Source organism: Bifidobacterium sp. LH_743 (assembly GCF_056355775.1).
Genome location: NZ_JBKESZ010000003.1, coordinates 20682 through 43059, shown reverse-complemented (window position 1 = coordinate 43059; position 22378 = coordinate 20682). Strand labels below are relative to the sequence as shown.

The following is a 22378-nucleotide window of genomic DNA, read 5'->3' as shown; positions in this document are numbered from 1 at the left end:
ACTTCGTCCCCCGTCTTCGATGGAATCCGGGATGCACGAAAAGTCTCCGGCACGTTGCGTTCTTGGTTTCGTCCTTGGATGATTACGACTCAGAACCCAACCCCATAGGATGCGATGGCCGCAGGACCCTGCCCTTCCACGAGGAGCGATTCATCGATGTCGGCGATGCGCGACACTCCAGCCGAATTCATGGTATGGGCGAGCTCATCGGTGATCTTACCCACCATGTCGACGATGCCGTCCTCGCCACCGGCCGCCGCGGCCCACTGAATCGGCCTGCCAAGACCGACCGCGTTGGCACCCAAAGCCAAAGCGCGGAAGACGTCTCCACCAGTGCGGATACCGGTATCGGCGAAGATCTCTGCATCACGCCCCAAGGCCTTTCTGATGCGGGGCAGAGCGTAGGCAACCGGGACCACGCCGTCCACCTGGCGTCGTCCATGGTTCGACACCATGACTCCCGCGGCGCCGGCGTTCATAGCGGTCACGGCGTCCTCGGGACGCATGACGCCCTTGACGTAGACCGGCAGACCGGAAAGATCCTTAAGCCACTGGATGTCCTTGGGCGTGATCGACGTCGCCAAATTCAAAGTCCAGTCGGTCATATGCATGTTCGGGAAGTTCCCGCTCGAACCCTCCCAGGTGCCATCAATGCCATTGCGGAATCCAAAATCGCGGCGATATCCGGGGCAGTCCAAGGTAAGCATCAGAGCCTTCGCCCCCGCTTCGACGGAGCGTTCCACAAAGCCTGCGGAAACCTTGCGGTCATCGAACAGATAGACCTGTTGCCACCATTCGCCCTGGACCTCCTGAGCGAAATGCTCCACCGGTTCCGAAGCGTTCGTCGGGTAGACGATGAACGATCCTGCACGGTGCATGCCGTTCTGCGAACTGATCTCGCCCTTCTTGCTGGCAAGACGGTGATATGCGGTGGGCGCGCCGAAAATCGGGGTGTCGATGTGCACACCGCCCACGGTGACGGAGGTGTCGATATCGCCCACGTTGTGGAACGTTCGGGGCAGGATGCCATACCTTCTCCATGCCAAGGTATCGATATCGTTGGTTCCGCTGTCGATGTCGGCGTTGCCATCCTCATACAGAAGACCGGCCGTGGTCATGTTCTCAACGGCTTTGTCATGAATCGTACGCCAATCCATTGTGTCCCTTCCTTTGCTATCCGAATTCTCGAACGTCAGGGGCGGAAGCAATCGCAGGTTTTCCGCTCCGGTCACTCTCGAACACTACGGAAACGATATGGAGCTCCGGCGGTTACGTCCGTTATTCGGCACGAATGGTTATCGCTTTTACCAATAGCGCGTATTCAGCCGCGGATGGATGACGGTTTGACGCGGGAAACGTTCCGGAACGGTCCTTTGATCAAAACCGATGCCTTGTTCCTGATTCAAGGAAGCAAAGGGGGTGCAAGAATTGGCGGAAAACAAAATATGCCCTTGGAGGCGTAAACCTCCAAGGGCATATTCACGCTAGTTCAAAGCGTGTCTTCCGATATCGGGTAAGACTACTCGATGATCTTGGTGACACGGCCCGAGCCGACGGTGTGGCCGCCTTCACGCACTGCGAAGGTCAGGCCCTCTTCCATAGCGATCGGCTGAATCAGCTCAACGCCGAAGGTGGCGTGATCGCCCGGCTGAACCATCTCGACGCCTTCCGGCAGGGTGATGACGCCGGTGACATCGGTGGTACGGAAGTAGAACTGCGGACGGTAGTTGGAGAAGAACGGCGAGTGACGGCCGCCTTCGTCCTTGGTCAGCACGTAGACTTCGCCCTCGAACTTGGTGTGCGGGGTCACGGAGCCCGGAGCAGCCAGAACCTGGCCACGCTCGACCTGGTCACGGTTGATGCCACGGAGCAGCAGACCGGTGTTGTCGCCAGCCTCGCACTCGTCCATCTGCTTGTGGAAGGTCTCGATGGAGGTGACGGTGGTGGTCTGGGTCGGACGAATGCCGACGATCTCGACGTTGGAGTTGACCGGGAGCTTACCACGCTCGACACGGCCGGTCACCACGGTGCCACGGCCGGAGATGGTGAAGACATCCTCGATCGGCATCAGGAACGGCTTGTCCAGATCGTGGACCGGGGTCGGGATATACTCGTCGACGGCGTCCATGAGCTTCTTGATCTGCTCAACCCACTTCTCGTGGTCCGGAGCGTCATCGTGCAGTGCGCCGTAAGCGGACACGTGGATGACCGGGCAGTCGCGATCGAAGCCGTTTTCGTCGAGGAGGTCACGGACCTCTTCCTCAACGAGCTCGATGAGCTCTTCGTCATCGACCATATCGCACTTGTTCAGAGCGACGAGGATCTTCGGAACGCCAACCTGACGAGCGAGCAGGACGTGCTCGCGGGTCTGGGCCATCGGGCCGTCGGTGGCGGCCACAACGAGGATGGCGCCATCCATCTGAGCGGCGCCGGTGATCATGTTCTTCACGAAGTCGGCGTGGCCCGGGCAGTCGACGTGAGCGTAGTGACGCTTCTCGGTCTGGTACTCGATGTGGGCGATGTTGATGGTGATACCGCGGGCGGCCTCTTCCGGAGCGGAATCGATCTGGTTGAAGTCATACTCCGGGTTCACATCCGGGTACTCCTCGTGCAGCACCTTGGAGATAGCTGCGGTCAGAGTGGTCTTGCCGTGATCGACGTGGCCGATGGTACCAATGTTAACGTGCGGCTTAGTACGCTCGTACTTTTCCTTTGCCATGTGTTGTCCTCCTGGACGTCTCGTAGTAAGCCTTGAACTCATTTCAAGGCACTCGCTACATTTTACTGGGTTTGACGGGTTTGTGCCACTTTGGAGCCCGAACCCAGTCAGCGCTACAAAATACTAGCGCTGACTGGAGACAGTTTCCACTTCAGTGGCGGCGCGTGTCACTCGCCGCGCTGGGCCTTGATGATCTCCTCGGAGACGTTCTTCGGAACCTCTGCGTAGGAGTCCATCTGCATGGTGAACATTGCGCGGCCCTGGGTCTTGGAACGAAGATCGCCGATGTAGCCGAACATCTCGGACAGCGGGACCTTGGCGTCGATGACCTTGACACCGGTGGAGTCGGTCATGGACTGGATGGAACCACGACGTGCGTTGATGTCGCCCATCACATCGCCCATGTACTCTTCCGGAGTACGCACTTCCACGGCCATGATCGGCTCGAGGATGACCGGCTTGGCCTTCGGGGCAGCTTCCTTGAAGCACATGGAACCTGCGATCTTGAAGGCCATTTCGGAGGAATCGACATCATGGACCTGACCGTCGGTGACGGTAGCCTTGACGCCAACCACCGGGAAGCCAGCGAGGATGCCGGATTCCATGGCTTCCTGCACGCCAGCATCGATGGAAGGAATGAATTCCTTGGTGATGTGGCCGCCGGTGACCTCGTTGACGAACTCGTAGGTCTCGCCGTTCTCGGTGTCGAGCGGCTCGAAGTTCATCAGGACCTTTGCGAACTGGCCGGAACCACCAGTCTGCTTCTTGTGCGTGTATTCCTGGTTCATGACGGCCTTGCGGATCGTCTCGCGGTATGCAACCTGCGGGTTACCGACGTTGCACTCCACCTTGAACTCACGACGCATACGGTCGACGATGATGTCGAGCTGCAGCTCGCCCATGCCGGAGATCAGGGTCTGACCGGACTCTTCGTCGGTCTTCACCTGGAAGGTCGGATCCTCGTCGGAGAGCTTCGCCAGAGCGATGCTCATCTTCTCCTGGTCGGCCTTGGTCTTCGGTTCCACGGCCACCTCGATCACCGGATCAGGGAAGGTCATGGATTCGAGGGAGATCGGAGCCTTCTCGTCGCACAGGGTATCACCGGTGGTGACGTTCTTCAGGCCCACGAAGGTGTAGATGTTGCCGGCTTCGGCGGCATCCACCGGGTTCTCCTTGTCGGCGTGCATCTGGAAGATCTTGCCGACGCGTTCCTTCTTCTCCTTGGTGGAGTCGAGGACGGTGTCGCCCGGCTTGACGGAGCCGGAGTACACACGCACGAACACGAGCTTGCCGTAGAACGGGTGGGTGGAGATCTTGAAGACCAGTGCGGAGAACGGATCGTCGGTGGTCGGCTTGCGGTCGATCTCGACGGACTCGTCCTGCGGGTCGAAACCGACGATGGACGGCACGTCCTCCGGGCTCGGCAGGTAGTCGACAACGGCATCCAGCATCGGCTGCACGCCCTTGTCCTTGAAGGCGGAGCCGCAGAGCACCGGGTAGGCCTCACGGTTGATGGTGAGCTTGCGGATGCCCGCGCGGATCTCGTCCTCGGTCAGTTCGCCGGACTCGAGGTACTTCTCGAGCAGCTCCTCGTCGGATTCCGCGACCTGGTCCAGCAGCTCGGAACGATACTGCTCGGCCTTGTCCTGCAGATCGGCCGGGATGTCGACGGTGTCGTAGTGAGCACCCATATCATCCTTGACGTCGTTCCAGACGTAGGCCTTCATGCGGATCAGGTCGACGACGCCTGCGAAGTCGTTCTCAGCACCGATAGGCAGCTGCACGACGAGCGGGGTCGCACCCAGCTTCTTCTTGATGGTGTCGACGGAGTAGTAGAAGTCGGCGCCGAGCTTATCCATCTTGTTGATGAAGCAGATACGCGGGACACCGTACTTGTCGGCCTGACGCCACACGGTCTCGGACTGCGGCTCCACGCCTTCCTTGCCATCGAACACGGCGACAGCACCGTCGAGCACTCGCAGGGAGCGCTCCACCTCGGCCGTGAAGTCCACGTGGCCAGGGGTATCGATGATGTTGATCTGGAACTTGTCCTTCACGTCGTGGGTCTGACGATTCCAGAAGCAGGTGGTGGCTGCGGACTGGATGGTGATGCCGCGCTCCTGCTCCTGAGCCATGAAGTCCATCGTCGAGGCGCCATCATGGGTCTCGCCGATCTTGTAGTTCTTGCCGGTGTAGTACAGGATACGTTCGGTGGTGGTGGTCTTACCAGCATCGATATGAGCCATGATGCCGATGTTACGGATCTGGTTCAGATTAGTAAGCACGTCTAGTGCCATGAGTGTTCCTTAACTCTCGTTCTTGACTAATTACCAGCGGTAATGAGCGAAGGCCTTGTTGGCCTCTGCCATCTTGTGAGTATCCTCGCGGCGCTTGACAGAAGCACCGAGGCCGTTGGAGGCGTCGAGGATTTCGTTGGCCAGACGCTCGGCCATGGTCTTCTCGCGACGGGCGCGGGAGAAGTCGGTGAGCCAGCGCAGGGACAGGGTGTTGGCGCGGGCCGGCTTCACCTCGACCGGGACCTGATAGGTAGCGCCACCGACGCGGCGGGAGCGAACCTCGAGGGACGGACGAATGTTGTCCAGAGCGCGCTTGAGAACGGCGACCGGCTCCTGGTCGGTCTTCTCCTTGACCATATCGAGGGCGCTGTAGACGATGTCCTCAGCGATCGACTTCTTGCCGTCAAGCAGAATCTTGTTGATGAGCTGTGCCACAACGGTGGAACCGTAGATCGGATCCGGCAGCAGCTGATGCTTCTTGGAAGGTCCTTTACGTGACATATCTCTTACTTCGCCTTCTTTGCTCCGTACAGGGAACGACCCTGCTTGCGATCCTTCACACCCTGGGTATCGAGTGCGCCACGAACGATGTGGTAACGAACACCCGGCAGATCCTTGACACGGCCGCCGCGCACGAGCACGATGGAGTGCTCCTGCAGGTTGTGGCCCTCGCCCGGGATGTAAGCGGTGACTTCGACACCGGAGCTCAGGCGCACACGGGCAACCTTACGCAGTGCCGAGTTCGGCTTCTTCGGGGTGGTGGTGTAAACACGGGTGCACACGCCGCGACGCAGCGGGCTTCCCTTCAGTGCCAAAGTCTTGGACTTCTTCGGCTTTGCCTGGCGTCCCTTACGGACGAGCTGTTCAATAGTAGGCAACTTGAATTCTCCGATTCAGTGGTTTCTTTTGGTTTCGTGTGACCGCCGCACTGCACCCACACTCCAACGACATGAATCGTAGAGATAGCCACAGTCCACCGGCCCGATGGCCCATCACTCTCCCACCGCCGCATTGCTGCGCGTGATTCAATCGAGTTCCGGGATATCCCAACCCACACGCCTGTCACATAAGGCATGCCGTTGGCACACACGAATTACCAGTATACGGATTAGTCGGACAACGAAATGCCATTCGTGTCGCGGTCGACATCGTTCGATAAATCACATCCCAAAAAGGAGTGGCTCCGACGCCATCCCGGCGTCGGAGCCACCAAATCCTCGCGCGCCACCTTGCGCGCACCGTTTTCGTTACGTTGCATTCCGTCATAAATCATGCGGCCCGGCATCCTTGCCGTACAACCTATGCCGCCCTCTCGAATCGCTATCTTCAATTATCTTGAAGGCGTTGCGCATGGGCCTCACGGCCATCGGCGCTTCGTTGCGACCTGACGAATCCTCGACCGATCCGCAACTCCGGCCTTCACTTTCAGTATACATCAAAACGCACATTTGGCAAGTTTAAAATAGCCAGCAAACCTAATATTTCCAATGCCTAAGTCCAGTTCTGTAGAAAATAACAAAAGCTCACAATCCCGTTTTGACATAGATCAGAAACAAACAATGAATGTCTCTTCTTGCGCGTTTGGAAGAGAAACGCCGACGCATTCACATACCCACCAAAAACACCAAACACCGCAGCGCAACACGCCGATGCGCACGAATTCAAAAAACCGTGTATAGTGTTCATCTGTTGCGCTTCCGCATGGAAGTGAAAACATGGTGGCTATAGCTCAGTTGGTAGAGCATCTGATTGTGGTTCAGAAGGTCGCGCGTTCGAGCCGCGTTAGCCACCCAGCTGGAAAACCTCGGATTCGCTCCGAGGTTTTTTGCTATCTGTTGCGTTCCATCTACCGACATGTTTTCAATCGCACGAAAACAGGAGGCTGCACATGCTGTCTTTCGAAAACGATTATTCCTGCGCGGCGGCTCCGGAAATCATCGCCCGTCTTACCGAAACCGCGCACAACCAGTATCCCGGCTACGGCAACGACGATATCTGCGCAAGCGCGAAGACCAAGATACGGCAGGCATGCGATTGTCCCGATGCCGAAATCTTCTTCCTGGTCGGTGGAACGCAGACCAATCAGGTCGTCATCGATTCCATCACCCCTCAGTACGCCGGCGTGGTGGCTGCGACCACCGGCCATGTGAACGTGCATGAGGCCGGAGCCATCGAGGCCACCGGGCATAAGGTGATCACCCTCCCCCATCACGACGGCAAAATCGATGCGAAGGAGCTTGACGCGTATTGCACGACGTTCTATGCGGACGGCAATTACACGCATATGGTGTTTCCCGGTTGCGTATACATCTCACAATCGACCGAATACGGCACGTTGTACTCGTTGGCCGAACTCGAGGCGATCCGCGAGGTCTGCACGAAATACGAGATGCCGCTGTTCATCGACGGCGCACGACTTGGCTACGCGCTCACCGCGACCGGCAACGACGTCACGCTTGCTGACGTGGCGAGGCTCGCCGATGTCTTCTACATAGGCGGCACCAAGGTGGGCGCGATGTTCGGAGAGGCCGTGGTGTTCACGCACGGCAACATGCCGAAGCATTTCGTGACGCTTGTCAAACGCCATGGCGCCCTGCTGGCCAAGGGATGGCTGCTGGGACTGCAATTCGACACGCTTTTCACCGATGACCTGTACAGCCGCATCGCCCGTCATGCCAATGATGCGGCGGACCGTATCCGCAACGTGCTGACGGAACGCGGATACACGCTGACGTTCGACGCGCCCACCAATCAGATCTTCATCACTCTTGACAACGGAACCGCCGAACGACTGCAACGCCACGTGCGTCTCGGCTTCATGGAGAAGGCCGACGACACGCATACCGTGATGCGCATCTGCACCAGCTGGGCGACCACCGACGAACAGGTGGAGCAGCTGATAGCGCTGTTGTAGACGACCTGCGCCGGTCAGCGCTGGTTGTCGGCGATCGCCTCACGTTCCATTTCGACGAACTTGCGAACGGACGATTCGACCGAATAGTTGGTTTTCGTATGTTCGGCATAGGTGGCGCCCCATTGCGAAAGCTGCGCCGGATGGTCGATCCACCAATCGATGCGTCGGGCGAGCGCGTCGATGTCCCCTACGGGGAACAACGATTCGTCCAGCAAAGCGAACTGGCTGGCAGCGCTCAATGTCGACGAGGCGATCACCGGCACCAGACCGGCCGCCATGCCTTCGATGACGCTCACCGATTCGAGATCGGCTATCGACGGATGCACCAGCAGATCGCCGGAACGCAAAAGCGCCGGCATATCCGCGTTCTTATGGAAGCCAATCGAGGCGGGACGGGCCAGCAGACGGTCGGCCATGCGCTGCAGCTTCTTTTTGAGCGGACCGGTGCCGGCGATCGTCAGTTCGATGTCCTGCGCGTGCCGGCAGCGGGCGATCGCCCGAATCAACGCGACATGGTTCTTCTCATTCGTAAGTCTTCCCGACGCGACGATGCGGAACGGCACCGGTGCCGCCTCGTCGGCCTCGCGCTGACGTTTCGCGGTGAACCGTGATTCATAGCCATTGGAGATGACGTGCAGCTTCGACTTGTAGCCGTGCGAGCGCAACAGGCTCGCTCCCAGCTCCGTCGGCACATGCACGTGCCCGATTTTGTGGTACAGCCACATGTCGAACAGCCAGTAGATAAACGAATCGATGCCCGGAATGTATTTCAATGGCCCTGCGGAATACGTGATGTTCTCCGGCTGCACATGGTATCCGGCGGTAACGGCTATGCCCATCTGCCTGGCGATTTTGCAGGCATGTTGTCCGAATCGGAACGGCGTGTAGATATGCACCACATCCACGCCGTCGAACGCCTTGCGGAACAGCGTGTCGCTCGGCTCGGCGAACTGCATCTGCTGTTTCTTGGCCACCCAGCTGACCAGCGGCACATGGTTGACACGCGCCGGATACTCGGGCGCTCCGATGCCCACGAGACGGACATGATGGCCTTGGCGTTCCAACTCCTGGGCCCATTGCAGCGCAGAATTCGAGGTTCCATTGCCCCGGTTTCCCGACGTGTCGACCACCATGGCGATGGTCAGGGGGCATCGCGTTTCGTTCTTCTCAATCTCGGACATGCGTTCCATCCTACGCCGATGGCACAATAGGAGCCATGAACGAAGAGAATCGTGCCCTTGGCACTCCGCTTGGCAAGCATCCGACCCGTGTTCTGTTCCTTGGCTCCGGCGAGCTCGGCAAGGAGGTCACCATTGAATTGATGAGGCTGGGCGCATGGGTGTGCGCGGCCGATTCGTACGCTGGCGCTCCGGCCCAGCAGGTGGCGCATGAATGCCGCGTGCTCGACATGGCCAACGCAACCGAACTGCGCGCGCTGTTCGACGAGATCAAACCGGACATCATCGTGCCGGAAGTCGAGGCAATCGCCACTTCGGAACTCGCCGCCGCGGCGGAACATGGCGCGCAGGTGGTGCCGAGCGCCGAGATCGCGGCGATCTGCATGGATCGCGAACGTCTGCGCGTGCTCGCGCATGAGGAACTTGGTCTGCCGACCACCCCGTACCGTTTCGCCGGTTCCCTGGAGGAACTGCGCGCGGGCGCCGAAATCGTCGGCTATCCATGCGTGGTCAAGCCGATTATGAGCTCTTCTGGCCATGGACAGTCCGTGGTGCGTTCCGCGGACGCGATTGACGCGGCCTGGACGGAAGCGCAGGAAGGCCGGCGCGCACACGACGAGGGCGACGTCTCCCGCGTGATCGTGGAAGCGTTGGCACCGCTTGATTACGAGCTGACGGTGTTGACTGTCAGCTCCAGCGCCGGCATCGTGACATGCTCGCCGATCGGGCAGCGTCAGGAAAGCGGCGACTATCGCGAATCATGGCAGCCGGCGTCCTTCACCCAGGACGTGCTCGAGCAGGCGCAACATATCGCCCGCACCGCTGTGGAGGGACTGGTCGCGAAGGCCCGCAATTCCGGAGAAAAGGGCTGGGGCGTGTTCGGCGTGGAGCTGTTCGTGTTGACCGACGGTTCCGTGCTGTTCAACGAGGTCTCCCCCCGTCCTCATGACACCGGCATGGTCACGATGATGTCCCAGCGGTTGAGCGAGTTCGCACTGCATGCGCGCGCGATTCTCGGACTGCCGATCACGCAGGAGCATGTCGCGCTGTCGATTCCGGAAGGCACCGTCGCGGCAAGCCATGCAATCGTCGTCCAAGGCGATGGCGAGGCGGAATTCCGCAACGTCGCCACAGCTTTGTCGGAGCCCGGCACCGACCTGCGCGTCTTCGCGAAGCCGGAAGTGCACGGGCACCGCCGCATGGCCGTGGCCCTGGCCATCGGAAAAGACGCGGCCGACGCGCGCGCCAAAGCCGGGAACGTGGCCGAATCGCTCGAAATCGACATTGCCTGACGGACGATTGGCGGATGCCGGCGCAAGCCCTGACGGAACGCGCCCGAAAACCGCGTCAATGTAGCCTCCCGTTGGTATCTTGTAACCGTCAAGTTCACCAAACTATCTACCTCCCAAACACCAGGAAAGGCGAGTAATGGAGAAGTTGGAAAAGCTCTACGAGGGCAAAGCCAAGCAACTGTACGCAACTGACGATCCGGAGGTCCTCTGGGTCGAATACAAGAACTCCGCTACCGCAGGTGACGGCGAGAAGAAGGAAGATTTCGCCGGCAAGGGCAGGCTGAACAACCTCATCACCACGCTGATCTTCGATCTGCTGAAGAAGCGCGGCATCGACAGCCATCTGGTGGCCCGCGTGGGCGAGACCTCCCAGCTGGTCAAGAAGGTCACCATGTTCCCGCTCGAAATCGTGCTGCGCAACACCGCGGCCGGACACTTCTGCTCCCGCCTGGGCGTCGAAGAGGGCATCGAGCTCAAGGAACCGGTGCTCGAATACTTCCTGAAGAACGACGAACTGCACGATCCGTTCGTGAACGACGACGATCTGGTGGCGTTCGGCGTGTGCACCCGTGAGGATCTGGCCGAGATCGCTCCGCTCGCCCGCCGCATCAACGAGGCCCTGATCGAGATCTTCGCCAAGATCGACGTCAAGCTCGTGGACTTCAAGATCGAGATGGGCCGCACCTCTGACGGCACGCTGCTGCTCGCCGACGAGATCACCCCGGATTCCTGCCGTCTGTGGGATCAGCGCGATCACTCCGGCAAGGTCGAGCACCTCGACAAGGACCTGTTCCGCCGCGATCTGGGCGACATCATCCCCGCCTACGAGGAGATCGAAAGCCGTCTGGCCGGACTCGCCAAGTCCGAAGGTATCGAAGTCGCCGAATGACGCACGTACAGCCCGCATCTGCAGTATCAGCTCGGATGCGGGCTTCGTTGTTTCGCATCCGTTTTCAGCATTCCATCGTTTCAACGTTTTCAAACGTTTTCCTATCAACCCGCTAATTTTCTAAGCCCCTTTCAAGGAGTTGACCCATGGTTTTTCGCGTATACGTGGAAAAGAAACCGGGCTTCGACGTCGAGGCGCAGCAGCTCGCCAATGAGCTCAAGACCATCCTCGGCATCACTGCCCTGAAGAACGTTCGTCTCGTCAACCGCTACGACGTGGAAGGCATCAGCGAGGAGCTGTTCGCCAAGGCCACGCCGACCGTGTTCAGCGAGCCGCAGGTGGACAACGTGTCCGCCGACCTGCCCGATTTCGGCGGCGCGACCGTGTTCGCCGTGGAATACCTGCCTGGCCAGTTCGACCAGCGCGCGGATTCCGCCAGCGAGTGCATCCAGCTGATCTCCCAGGGCGAGCGCCCGACCGTGCGCTCCGCCAAGGTGTACGCGCTGGAAGGCGAGCTGTCCGAAGCCGACGTCGAGGCCATCAAGCATTACGTGATCAACCCGGTGGAGGCGCGTGAGGCCTCGCTGGACGTGAAGACCACGCTCAAGACCCAGGTGCCGGTGCCCGGCAAGGTGGAGGTCATCGACGGCTTCCGCACGATGAGCGACGCCGAGCTCGAGCAGTTCATCGAGGATCGCGGTCTGGCCATGGATCTGGCCGATCTGCAGTTCTGCCGCGAGCATTTCACCGAGGAGCAGCGCGACCCGACGATCACCGAGATCAAGGTGATCGATACGTATTGGTCCGATCATTGCCGTCACACCACGTTCGGCACGCAGCTCGACGATGTCCAGATCGATGACGCCACCGTCAAGGCCGCGTTCGACAAGTATCTTGAGATGCGTCACGAGCTGGGTCGCGACGCCAAGCCGGTGTGTCTGATGGATATGGGCACGATCGGCGCGAAGTGGCTCAAAAAGAACGGCATTCTGAAGAACCTCGACGAATCCGAGGAGATCAACGCCTGCACCGTCAAGGTGAAGGTGGACGTGAACGGCCACGACGAGGATTGGCTGTTCCTGTTCAAGAACGAGACCCACAACCACCCCACCGAGATCGAACCGTTCGGCGGCGCGGCCACCTGCATCGGCGGCTGCATCCGCGACCCGCTGTCCGGCCGTTCCTACGTGTATCAGGCCATGCGCGTGACCGGTGCCGCCGACCCGACCGTGCCGGTGTCCGAGACGCTTGAGGGCAAGCTCCCCCAGCGCAAGCTCGTCACCACCGCCGCAGCCGGCTATTCCTCCTACGGCAACCAGATCGGTCTGGCCACCGGTCAGGTGGATGAGATCTACCACCCCGGCTATGTGGCCAAGCGCATGGAGGTGGGCGCGGTCGTGGCCGCAACTCCGGCCGATCACGTGCGCCGCGAAACCCCGGCTCCGGGAGACAAGGTCATCCTGCTCGGCGGCCGTACCGGCCGTGACGGCATCGGTGGCGCCACCGGCGCTTCCAAGGCGCACAATGTCGAATCGCTGGAACTCGACGGTGCCGAGGTGCAGAAGGGCAATGCCCCCGTCGAACGCAAGCTGCAGCGTCTGTTCCGCCGTGGCGATGCATGCCGTCTGATCAAGCGTTGCAACGATTTCGGCGCCGGCGGCGTGTCCGTGGCGGTCGGCGAGCTGGCCGACGGCCTGTACGTGGACCTCAACAAGGTGTCGAAGAAGTACGAGGGCCTGGACGGTACCGAGCTGGCGATTTCCGAATCGCAGGAACGTATGGCCGTCGACGTGGCCGCGGAGGATGTGGACGAGTTCCTGGGCTACGCCAAGGAGGAGAACCTCGAGGCCGAGGTCATCGCGACCGTGACCGAGGAGCCGCGCATGACGATGGTATGGAACGGCGACACGATCGTGGACCTGTCCCGCGAATTCCTCGCTTCCAACGGCGCTCCGAAGCATCAGGTGGTGCATGTCGAGGCGCAGCACGACTACGCCACCCCGTGGAAGACCGGCACCCTTGCCGAACGCATGCACACCATGCTCACCGATCTGAACGTGGCTTCCAACAAGGGTCTTTCCGAGCGTTTCGACTCCACCATTGGCGCGGGTACCGTGCTTATGCCGTTCGGCGGCAGGAAGCAGCTGACCCCGAACATGGCCATGGTCGCCAAGCTGCCGGTGTTCGGCGAGACCACCACCGCCTCCGCGATGGCATGGGGCTTCAATCCGTACATTATGGAGAAGAACCAGTTCACGGGCGCGTATCTGTCCGTGGTCGAATCGCTCTCCAAGCTGGTTGCGGCCGGCTTCGAGCATGAGAAGGCGTACCTGAGCTTCCAGGAGTACTTCGAGAAGCTGCGCGACGAGCCGGAACGCTGGGGCAAGCCGACGGCGGCCGTGCTGGGCGCGTTGATGGCCCAGGTGGATCTGGGTGCCGGCGCGATCGGCGGCAAGGACTCCATGTCCGGCACGTTCGAACAGCTTGACGTTCCGCCGACCCTGATCTCCTTCGCCGTGGCGGTGGGCAATATGAAGCGCGCCACCTCCCCTGAATTCAAGGGCGCAGGCCACCGCGTGATCCGCATCGCACCGCGATACAAGGCCGATGGCCTCACCCCGGACAAGGACGGTCTGCTGGAGGCGTTCTCCGCGGTCGAGGAGCTCACCGATTTCGGCGATGCGCTGGCCGTGTCCACGCCGGGCTACGGCGCGAGCGCCGAGGCGATCTTCAAGATGACGGTCGGCAACCAGATCGGCGTGAAGCTGGCCGACGGCATCACCGTGGACGACCTGTTCGCCCCGGCCTACGGCTCCTTCATCATCGAGCTCGCGGACAATGCGAAGGTTCCGGCCGTGTCCAACCTGGTCGAGGTCAACGAAGTCGGCGAGACCACCGAGGACTACCAGTTCGTGGCCGCCGGCGAGACGCTGGATCTTGCTGAGCTGCAGGACGCCTGGGAGGGCGGCATCGAATCCGTGTTCCCGTACCGTTCCAAGGGCGAGGAGAAGGGCAAGACCGTCGAGACCGTGTCCTTCGAGGCTCCGAAGAAGACCGTGTACACCGGCACCGGCGTCGCCAAGCCGCACGTGATCATCCCCGTGTTCCCGGGCAACAACTGCGAATACGATTCCGCCGCCGCGTTCGAGCGTGCGGGCGCCGACGTGAGCACGCTCATCGTGAACAACCTCACCCCCGCCGCCGTGGCCGAATCCACCAATGCGCTGGTTGAGGAGATCAAGAAGAGCCAGATCATCATGATCCCCGGCGGCTTCTCCGGTGGCGACGAGCCGGACGGCTCCGCCAAGTTCATCACCGCATTCTTCCGCGCCCCGGCGGTGACCGAGGCCGTGCGCGACCTGCTGAACAATCGCGATGGTCTGATGCTCGGCATCTGCAACGGCTTCCAGGCGCTCATCAAGCTTGGTCTGGTGCCGTACGGCGACATCGTGCCGATGACCGCCGAATGCCCGACGCTGACGTTCAACACCATCGGCCGCCACCAGAGCCGTCTGGTGCGCACCCGCGTGGCGTCGAACCTCTCCCCGTGGCTGGCGAAGACCGAGGTGGGCGACATGCACACCATCGCCATCTCCCATGGTGAGGGCCGCTTCGTGGCTTCCGACGACGTGCTCGCCCAGCTCAAGGCCAACGGCCAGATCGCCACGCAGTACGTGGATGAGAACGGTGTGCCGGGCATGGACCTGGATGTGAACCCGAATGGTTCGCTGCTGGCCATCGAAGGCATCACCAGCCCGGACGGCCGCGTGTTCGGCAAGATGGGCCACTCCGAGCGCTACAGCAACGGCACGTTCGTGAACGTGCCCGGCGAGAAGGACCAGCCGCTGTTCGCAGCCGGCGTGGAGTACTTCGCCGCCTGACGTGTTGGGCTGGCTGAATCATGTAGGAACGCCCCGGACGATTCGGACGGATTCCAAATGAAAAGCCGAGGGGATGTGCTTCAAGATAAACCCTTGAAGCACATCCCCTCGGCTTTTCATTTGTCCTGTCATCTCCGGTTTTATTGCGTTACCGGAATATCCACGGAAACACGAAGTCCTCCCCCATCCCTAGCCTGGAGCCGTATCGAACCATCATGCAGTACGACGATCTCTTTGGCAATGGACAGGCCCAAACCGTGATTCGCCACTGACTGAGACGAGTCATCATGTTCCATGATTCTGCTGTTTTGTCCCTTGTTGAACGGGGTGAACAGGTCGTCAAGATCCATCTCGCGTAAATCCGTTCCTGTATTTTCGATATTCAGCGATGCCGTCTTTGGCCCGTCCACATCGGAGCACTCCTCTAAGGACACCCATATCTGCCCATCCGCTATATTGTGTTGTACCGCATTGAGCGTCAGATTCTTCACAAGCTGCGTAAGCAGAAGCCCATCTCCCATTACGGATACGTTCTTCTCTATCCGTTTATGCAGCGTCAATCCTTCAAAGGCGGCATCATCGGAGAAAGAAGTGAGCACGTCATCGACAAGGGCTCCCATATCCACCGATGCCAGTTGGGCACGTTCAAGCTGCTGGACATGAGCAAGATCAAGTAAATGCCGGGTCAGCGCAATGCATGACGCATTGGATGCTCTAGCCTTTTCGATGAATGGAAGCGCCCTCCCATCAATCAAACCGTTATGCATCGGTATTTCCAAAGCGGTAGCCGTAGCCGCAAGTGGATTCTTGAGCTCATGGGAAGCGTCGGCGATGAACCGTTTCTCCCTCGCAATGGAGGCGGCAACGTCACCGATTGCATCGTTATAGGCATCGGCTATTACCGTTGCCGCATCATTCTCCCGAGTAATATGAATGACTTGTTTCGTTAGTTCCCCGTTTGAAGCCCGTATCTGTCTCGCCACCTCATCTATCCTGTGTTGGGAACGCGTGCATATGCTCCATGTCGCAATGGCCGAAAGCACTCCGAATATCAGAATCGGCACCACACTGGTAAGGAGCAACAGATTGCGCGCTTCCTCGTTACCGCGGGAAGCGGTAACAGCAAACCCTTCCGATGATCCGTCCTTCCCCGCTTCGAAATATGACCCGTCCGGAGAGGATCTGACGGAATCTCGTTGCTCATATAGTTCATCCGAAGGTTGGTCTGCCGCTAAGCGTCCTATGGTTACCGTGTCGACCTGCTGGTCAACGATGATGAGAGTCGTCACGGAGATAATTGCCGTTAATGAGACGAACACGGCCAAGATAACTGCGATGAGTCGTTTTCTTGTGGACCATTGAATATGTCGGTTATTCGTCCTCCGTCTCATCATGGAATCCGATACCCCTGCCCTGGAATCGTCTCGATGAAGTCGGGGATGCCTATTTTCGTTCTCAGCGCGTATATGGTGGTCTTGACGATGCCACGTGTATGCGCATGGTCATCATGCCATATCCTTTGATACAGCTCCTCCGTGCTCACCACGCCGCCATTTGCCTCGATCAGCGTCTGCAACACAGCAAGTTCTCTGGCACCGAATCTCAAACGACGTCCTGAAACAGTGACAATGCCAGTATGGAAATCCGCTTCAAAGTTCCCCCTATGGAATGTGCTGACGCGATTTCGCTCTTTTCTACGCCGAACCGCATTGACCCGTGCCAGAAGAACCGCATATTCGAACGGTTTGGTCAGATAATCATCCGCGCCAAGGTTCAAGCCCTGAACGATATCCTCGGTCTGGGAAGCCGCAGTGAGCATGAGCACATAGGTGGAGGCATGCCGTTCACTGAGCATACGGGCTATGTCGTCTCCATGCACCCCTGGGAGATCACGATCCAGAATGACCATGTCGTACTCGCCATTGTCCAATTCCTCGACGGCATCCCGGCCATCGTACACGGCTTTGGCCTGCATGCCTTCCATATTCAGTCCCATGCCAATTACATCGGCCAGATTCGTGTTGTCTTCCACGATCAGAACTTTCACCGCCACCATCCTTGTCGTTCCGTCTCACACCTTAGCAGCCATGATTGCGGAGGTCAGGAATAGGTCAAGTCAGGTCAGTTCCCAGGCAGAAACGCATTCCGGCAGACCATGGATTCTTACGATTGCAACCGATATCGCGCCATCGGAAAACAAATAATGAAGGAAGAAAATCTGATGTCCAAATCATTCCGAATGTTGCTGGCCACTGGTCTTGCGGTCTCGTTACTGACGCTGAATGCCTGCTCACCAAACCTGAGCAGCAGCCATTTAAACACACAATCCTCGTCAGACGCCAGCACCTCACAATCAACCGAATCTTATGAGACGCAATTGCGTCAGGCGCTGCAATCCGCCACCAGCGATTTCGAGAAGCAGGTGCTCACCAAAGCGATCAAAGCCGGGAAAATCAGCGAAGCCGATTACCGTGAGGCCAACGAAAAATACCAGCAATGCATGATTTCCAAAGGAGACCAGATAGCGTTCAGCACGGATCAATCCACAGGCCTGATGCAGGAAAGCATGGATGTTGACGGTCAGGATTACGACTCCGATAAGGTGAATTCCGACAGCATCGCATGCGCGAAGGGAACGAATCTGCTTATTCGTGATCTATACGAGCGCATGACCACCAATCCTTCGAATGCCGACGACATCGAACTGATTGTAAGCTGCCTGAAACATAAAAAACTGGTTCCGAACTCGTTTACCAAACAGGATTATCTGAATGAATCCTCCAAAACGGATGGCAGCTCGAAGCTGGACACCAATTCCGAATCGTTCTCCCAATGTCTGGCAAATCCGAATAAGTGAGGATTACTATCATCATGTTCTTGCCACCAACATTTCATGGCAGAATCCACGGCTTCGGATTCATAATCTTGTGCATGGTCGCCTGTCTGTGCTCCGGCGCCGGTCTTGCCATTGGCCTTACCCAATCCAAGACGCCATCCTCGCTCAGACCATCATCGGATAGTGGAAATCTGCCTCTGCAAACCGAGCAATTCGATGACACCCGCACCATATCATTGAATGTCACGGCATCGCATGCGCAGAATATATCTTTCGGCAGAACAGGACAGGTCACTTACGCTTCCTGCCCAGACAATGGCGTAATAGTCTCGGGATCCCATGAATACGATATGGATGGCGAACCGCTGGTGACTCTATATGCTCAAACACCGTTATATCGCGACCTTTCCTACGGAGATAAAGGAACCGATGTCAAGGCGCTGCAGGCCGAATTGACACGTTTGGGATATTCCTCATCGCAGTCAGGCACTTTTGATTGGAGTACGTGGAATGCCTGGAGACAGCTTTATGCTGCTTACGGCGGAACAGCCCAGAATGGGACATTCGATAAGACACTGGTGATCTGGATTCCTGCCGAGAGCCTGATTACCACCGGTTGCGCCACCGAGTTGGGATCGTCCGTATCCGATGACGATTCCGCAGCCGCATTCACGACGGCCGAGGGAATACAATCGATCAAGGCCACGAATCTGCCGACAGACAGGGTAGCCGGAGAACGCACCGTCGAACTCAACGGCCAGACATATTCCATTGGCGATGACGGCACAGTGAACAATCCACAGGCCTTCACCGCAATGTCCTCTTGGGAAGGGTATACGGGGAACCGTAAGGATAGCGAGCAAACCACCGACGTTTCCGTAAGCTACCGCCTGAAACAACCGATTGACGTCTATTCGATTCCAGCGGAAGCACTTGTCGATCTCAATAAGTCGGATGGTTGCGTCGTCAGTACCAGTGGAACCGCTCTGAAAGCCCATGTCGTCGGCAGTTCATTAGGACGAACCCTTGTCACGCTGGGAGGCAAAGCACCTGGCAGCATCCAGACGAATCCCGGAAAGTCAACATGTGATGCGCATTGAACTGAGCAACATAGGACACCAATATGCTGGCGGGCCGCTACTGTTCCATGGCTTGAACGCGGCGCTTCTCCCCAACCACGTCTATGCGCTTACCGGTCCAAGCGGCTCCGGGAAATCCACGCTGCTCGGCATTATCGCGGGTTGGATACAGCCGTCAAATGGCGAAGTGTTGAAGCAGAACGTGGATTCCATGCGTTGGGTGTTTCAGAATCCCCATGGCATCGCGCAAAGAACGGTACTCGATCATGTCTCCCTTCCTTTGCTCGCCAAAGGGCTGACACGGAAACAGGCCGAACATGAGGCTGTTCCCGCTTTGAAGCGGTTCGGCTTGAATCATGTGGCCGATCACCGGTTCTCCGATCTTTCCGGAGGAGAGGCGCAACGGCTCATGCTCGCACGTGCGTTTGTGGCACATCCCTCGCTCATGTTGGTCGACGAGCCCACCGCCCAGCTTGACATGCATACCGCGGCCACAATCAGTGACGCACTGACGCGAATCGCACAATCCGACACCATCGTCGTCGTCTCCACCCATGATTCCCGAACACGCGACGCATGCACCGATGTCATTGACCTGAAGGATTTCCAATGAGACTATTCTCCATCTGCTCCGAAGCCTGGCGCAGTATATCCAGCGGGTCATCCCGCTGCGTTCTCGCGATACTATCCATCACCATTCTTGTTACCGGCTCTTCGCTCTTTGAGATATCGACATCTTCAAGCATTCTTCGACAAGCCCGACAATACCGTAACGCCGGCGGCAACATCATGGTGCTCAATGCCACTGGCGGAGTGGATGGACAGGCTTGTGAACGGCTGTCCAAACTCAATGATGTGCAGGCCTCCGGAGCGATCAGAGAGAGCGATCAGTTGACGGCATCGGCGTTGCCCGACACCAAAATCCCAAGCTATGCCATCACCCCAGGCTTCGCCCACGTATTACATGCAACGCAGAACGACAAAGTCCAAGGAGTATTCGTTTCCAAGGAACTGGCCAAAACCTTCGGATTGCATGAGGGAGACAATCTCGCATTACGCGATGGTAGCCAGACCCGCATCCGAGGAATCTATAGATACCCCGATGACGGAAGAACCCCCGGATACTCGTATGCGGTTCTTTCCCCCACGCCTTCAGCCGGAACTTTTGATGCTTGCTGGGTCAGTATCTGGCCACAGACAAGCCAAACGGAAGATATAATCTGGTCTGCACTCACCCCAGCGGCCAAATCAGACAAAGACAGCTCAATCACTTTGGGACAGCTCAACTCATCACTCGGAAGCTCCTTCGATGGACAGGCCATGTATCGGCATCGTTCCACGGCTCTTCTTCCCATTGTGGCCGCATGCGCTGGAGCGATCCTAGGATACGCATTAGTTCATGTCAGACGTTTGGAAATCGCATCCGCGTTGCACTGCGGAGTATCGAAACCGGCATTGATGCTGCAAATATGCATCGAATCGCTGATCGTTATTGCTGTTTCTTCGACGATTTCCGCGCCTCTGTCCTATCTGGCGGCCGTGGGATACATCAACAAAACCGACAGACTGCAAGTATTATTCAATGCTTCGCTCCCAATACTCACCGCATATTCGGCCTATGTGTTAGGCACCCTAGGATGCGTTCTCGCAATAAAGGAAAAACATCTGTTCGCTTATTTCAAAGAGCGATAGCAATGTTCTAAGCGGAACGTTCCCTTCTTGTATCTCTCTACTATTTGATGAGGCATAATCCCATATTATGCTTACGAGTATTATACTTATAAGTATAATACTCGTAAGCATAAAACAGCAGAGAAGGCAGCCATGTTTGTCGGACGACTCAAGGAACTCGAAGCGCTCAACACCATGTGGGAACAGACCACGTTTCAGATGATGGTACTGCTCGGCCGCAGACGCGTGGGCAAAACCGCCTTGCTGGACGAATTCTCAAAAGACAAGAACACGCTGTACTTCACCGCACGCCAGCAAACCACACAGAACAACCTGCGCGATTTCTCACATGCAGTCCAGCGCTTCTTCCACCTGCCCGAAGGCATGTTCATCTTCAGCACATGGCAGGATGCGTTCGATTTCATCATCGAACAGACCAAGAACCAGACGAAACGTTTCCTCCTAGTATTCGACGAATTCCCCTACGCGGCCATGGCCGACCCCTCACTGCCATCCGTGTTGCAGGTCGCCATAGATCACGGCTTCGCGGACACGAACACCATGATGGTGCTGTGCGGCAGCAACGAAGGATTCATGGAAAGCGAAGTGCTGGGATACAAAAGCCCCTTATACGGACGCAGAACCGGGCAGCTGCGACTCAAGCCCTTCGATGTGTTCGACACCGCAAAAATGCTCAACTTCGCAGGCGTGGAGGATGTCATCAAGTACTACGCCACGTTCGGTGGCACCCCATACTACTTGCAGCAGATACGGCCAGACCTGTCTTACGAACAGAATGTGACCAATCTGCTGTTCTCCCCCAACGGACTGCTCTACGAAGAGCCGCTTATGCTGCTGCGGCAGGAATTGCGCGATCCAACGGTCTACAACTCGGTGATGGACGCGATCGGCAGCGGCACGACAAGGCAGAACAAAATCGCTGACCAGGCCGGCATACAACCGGTCACAAACCTCAGCAAGTACCTTCGCGTGCTTGAGGACCTGGGATTGATCGAGCGCGAAGTCCCCTTCGGAGAGGACCCCGCCCGTTCCCGAAAAGGTCTATGGAAACCCGCCGACCCGTTCTTCGCGTTCTGGTACCGTTTCGTCAGCCCCAACATCGTGAACGTAGAAAACGGCCAAGGTGAGCTGACCGCCCAGCACATGGTATTCGGCCCGACACTCGACACATACGTCGGGCAACAGTTCGAAAGCGTCTGCATGCAATGGCTCTGGCGCGTCAACGGCAGCGACCGGCTTCCTTTCGTCGCCTTGCGATTCGGGAAATGGTGGGGCGGGAACCCTATAACCAAGCAACAGACCGATATCGACGTAATCGCGGCGAACGAAACCGAAAAACGTATCCTGCTTGGCGAATGCAAATGGAAAAACGATTTGAACGTTGCAGACACCATCGCAACACTTCGTTCCCGCGCCGACCTCATACCCGGATATTCCGAACGACATTATGCATTGTTCGTCAAGACGGATGAACTAGCATCAGCCGCGCGCGAGCGCCATGAGCCCGATCTGACCGTCGTCTGCGCGAACGACATGTTCGACGATGTGCGGTGATCGGATATTTCTGCCAGATGTTCCCGCGGACATACCTTGACGCCAAC

17 protein-coding genes and 1 tRNA gene are annotated in these 22378 nt (G+C 58.1%); 10 read left to right on the top strand and 8 right to left on the bottom strand.

Features of this window, described 5'->3' with window-relative positions; genetic code table 11:
- Nucleotides 1-89 precede the first annotated feature (89 nt).
- The 5 genes from AC1ATL_RS05120 to rpsL form a co-directional block, all read right to left on the bottom strand.
- The gene (locus tag AC1ATL_RS05120; protein WP_476569027.1) at nucleotides 90-1157 is read right to left on the bottom strand and encodes an alpha-hydroxy acid oxidase; all 1068 of its coding nucleotides are present in this window, start codon (nucleotides 1155-1157) and stop codon (nucleotides 90-92) included.
- A gap of 362 nt (nucleotides 1158-1519) precedes the next feature.
- A complete protein-coding gene (tuf, locus tag AC1ATL_RS05115) occupies nucleotides 1520-2719 on the bottom strand; it encodes an elongation factor Tu (protein ID WP_476569025.1) in 1200 nt (399 codons plus the stop codon).
- A 167-nt stretch (nucleotides 2720-2886) separates the two neighbouring features.
- A complete protein-coding gene (gene fusA, locus AC1ATL_RS05110) occupies nucleotides 2887-5016 on the bottom strand; it encodes an elongation factor G (RefSeq protein ID WP_432624368.1) in 2130 nt (709 codons plus the stop codon).
- Nucleotides 5017-5046: 30 nt separating this feature from the next.
- Nucleotides 5047-5517, bottom strand: a complete 471-nt coding sequence (rpsG, locus tag AC1ATL_RS05105) for a 30S ribosomal protein S7 (protein ID WP_003836460.1) — start codon at nucleotides 5515-5517, stop codon at nucleotides 5047-5049.
- Between the two features lie 5 nt (nucleotides 5518-5522).
- A complete protein-coding gene (gene rpsL / locus AC1ATL_RS05100; RefSeq protein ID WP_003808601.1) occupies nucleotides 5523-5894 on the bottom strand; it encodes a 30S ribosomal protein S12 in 372 nt (123 codons plus the stop codon).
- A gap of 840 nt (nucleotides 5895-6734) precedes the next feature.
- Here rpsL and AC1ATL_RS05095 point away from each other — a divergent pair.
- Together AC1ATL_RS05095 and AC1ATL_RS05090 are read left to right on the top strand one after the other, a co-directional pair.
- Nucleotides 6735-6807, top strand: a tRNA-His gene (locus AC1ATL_RS05095).
- A 97-nt stretch (nucleotides 6808-6904) separates the two neighbouring features.
- Nucleotides 6905-7930, top strand: a complete 1026-nt coding sequence (locus AC1ATL_RS05090) for a threonine aldolase family protein (protein WP_476569022.1) — start codon at nucleotides 6905-6907, stop codon at nucleotides 7928-7930.
- Between the two features lie 14 nt (nucleotides 7931-7944).
- On the opposite strand, the gene AC1ATL_RS05085 is transcribed toward AC1ATL_RS05090, so the two are convergent.
- Nucleotides 7945-9120: a glycosyltransferase gene (locus AC1ATL_RS05085; RefSeq protein ID WP_476569020.1), complete on the bottom strand. Its 1176-nt coding sequence runs from the start codon at nucleotides 9118-9120 to the stop codon at nucleotides 7945-7947.
- 26 nt (nucleotides 9121-9146) lie between these two features.
- Here AC1ATL_RS05085 and purT point away from each other — a divergent pair, with 26 nt between their 5' ends.
- The 3 genes from purT (at nucleotide 9147) to AC1ATL_RS05070 (ending at nucleotide 15170) form a co-directional block, all read left to right on the top strand.
- Nucleotides 9147-10400, top strand: coding sequence for a formate-dependent phosphoribosylglycinamide formyltransferase (gene purT, locus AC1ATL_RS05080; protein ID WP_476569018.1), 1254 nt, complete (start codon nucleotides 9147-9149; stop codon nucleotides 10398-10400).
- A 136-nt stretch (nucleotides 10401-10536) separates the two neighbouring features.
- Nucleotides 10537-11289, top strand: coding sequence for a phosphoribosylaminoimidazolesuccinocarboxamide synthase (gene purC, locus AC1ATL_RS05075; RefSeq protein ID WP_476569016.1), 753 nt, complete (start codon nucleotides 10537-10539; stop codon nucleotides 11287-11289).
- A gap of 146 nt (nucleotides 11290-11435) precedes the next feature.
- Nucleotides 11436-15170: a phosphoribosylformylglycinamidine synthase gene (locus AC1ATL_RS05070; RefSeq protein ID WP_476569014.1), complete on the top strand. Its 3735-nt coding sequence runs from the start codon at nucleotides 11436-11438 to the stop codon at nucleotides 15168-15170.
- A gap of 140 nt (nucleotides 15171-15310) precedes the next feature.
- Here AC1ATL_RS05070 and AC1ATL_RS05065 read toward each other — a convergent pair whose 3' ends face one another.
- Together AC1ATL_RS05065 and AC1ATL_RS05060 are read right to left on the bottom strand one after the other, a co-directional pair.
- Nucleotides 15311-16459, bottom strand: coding sequence for a sensor histidine kinase (locus AC1ATL_RS05065; RefSeq protein WP_476569012.1), 1149 nt, complete (start codon nucleotides 16457-16459; stop codon nucleotides 15311-15313).
- Nucleotides 16460-16560: 101 nt separating this feature from the next.
- Nucleotides 16561-17217, bottom strand: coding sequence for a response regulator transcription factor (locus tag AC1ATL_RS05060; RefSeq protein WP_476569010.1), 657 nt, complete (start codon nucleotides 17215-17217; stop codon nucleotides 16561-16563).
- Between the two features lie 174 nt (nucleotides 17218-17391).
- Here AC1ATL_RS05060 and AC1ATL_RS05055 point away from each other — a divergent pair, with 174 nt between their 5' ends.
- The 5 genes from AC1ATL_RS05055 to AC1ATL_RS05035 all read left to right on the top strand — a co-directional run bounded on the left by AC1ATL_RS05055 (nucleotide 17392) and on the right by AC1ATL_RS05035 (nucleotide 22331).
- The gene (locus tag AC1ATL_RS05055) at nucleotides 17392-18027 is read left to right on the top strand and encodes a hypothetical protein (RefSeq protein ID WP_476569008.1); all 636 of its coding nucleotides are present in this window, start codon (nucleotides 17392-17394) and stop codon (nucleotides 18025-18027) included.
- Between the two features lie 14 nt (nucleotides 18028-18041).
- Nucleotides 18042-19106, top strand: a complete 1065-nt coding sequence (locus AC1ATL_RS05050; protein ID WP_476569006.1) for a peptidoglycan-binding domain-containing protein — start codon at nucleotides 18042-18044, stop codon at nucleotides 19104-19106.
- Complete coding sequence (locus tag AC1ATL_RS05045; protein ID WP_476569004.1) at nucleotides 19096-19698, top strand: ABC transporter ATP-binding protein; 603 nt, start codon at nucleotides 19096-19098, stop codon at nucleotides 19696-19698. The genes AC1ATL_RS05050 and AC1ATL_RS05045 overlap by 11 nt, the downstream gene beginning before the upstream one ends.
- A complete protein-coding gene (locus tag AC1ATL_RS05040; protein ID WP_476569002.1) occupies nucleotides 19695-20777 on the top strand; it encodes an ABC transporter permease family protein in 1083 nt (360 codons plus the stop codon). The genes AC1ATL_RS05045 and AC1ATL_RS05040 overlap by 4 nt, the downstream gene beginning before the upstream one ends.
- A gap of 132 nt (nucleotides 20778-20909) precedes the next feature.
- Entirely contained in the window at nucleotides 20910-22331 is a 1422-nt protein-coding gene (locus AC1ATL_RS05035; RefSeq protein WP_476569000.1) for an ATP-binding protein, read from the top strand.
- Nucleotides 22332-22378: the final 47 nt, after the last annotated feature.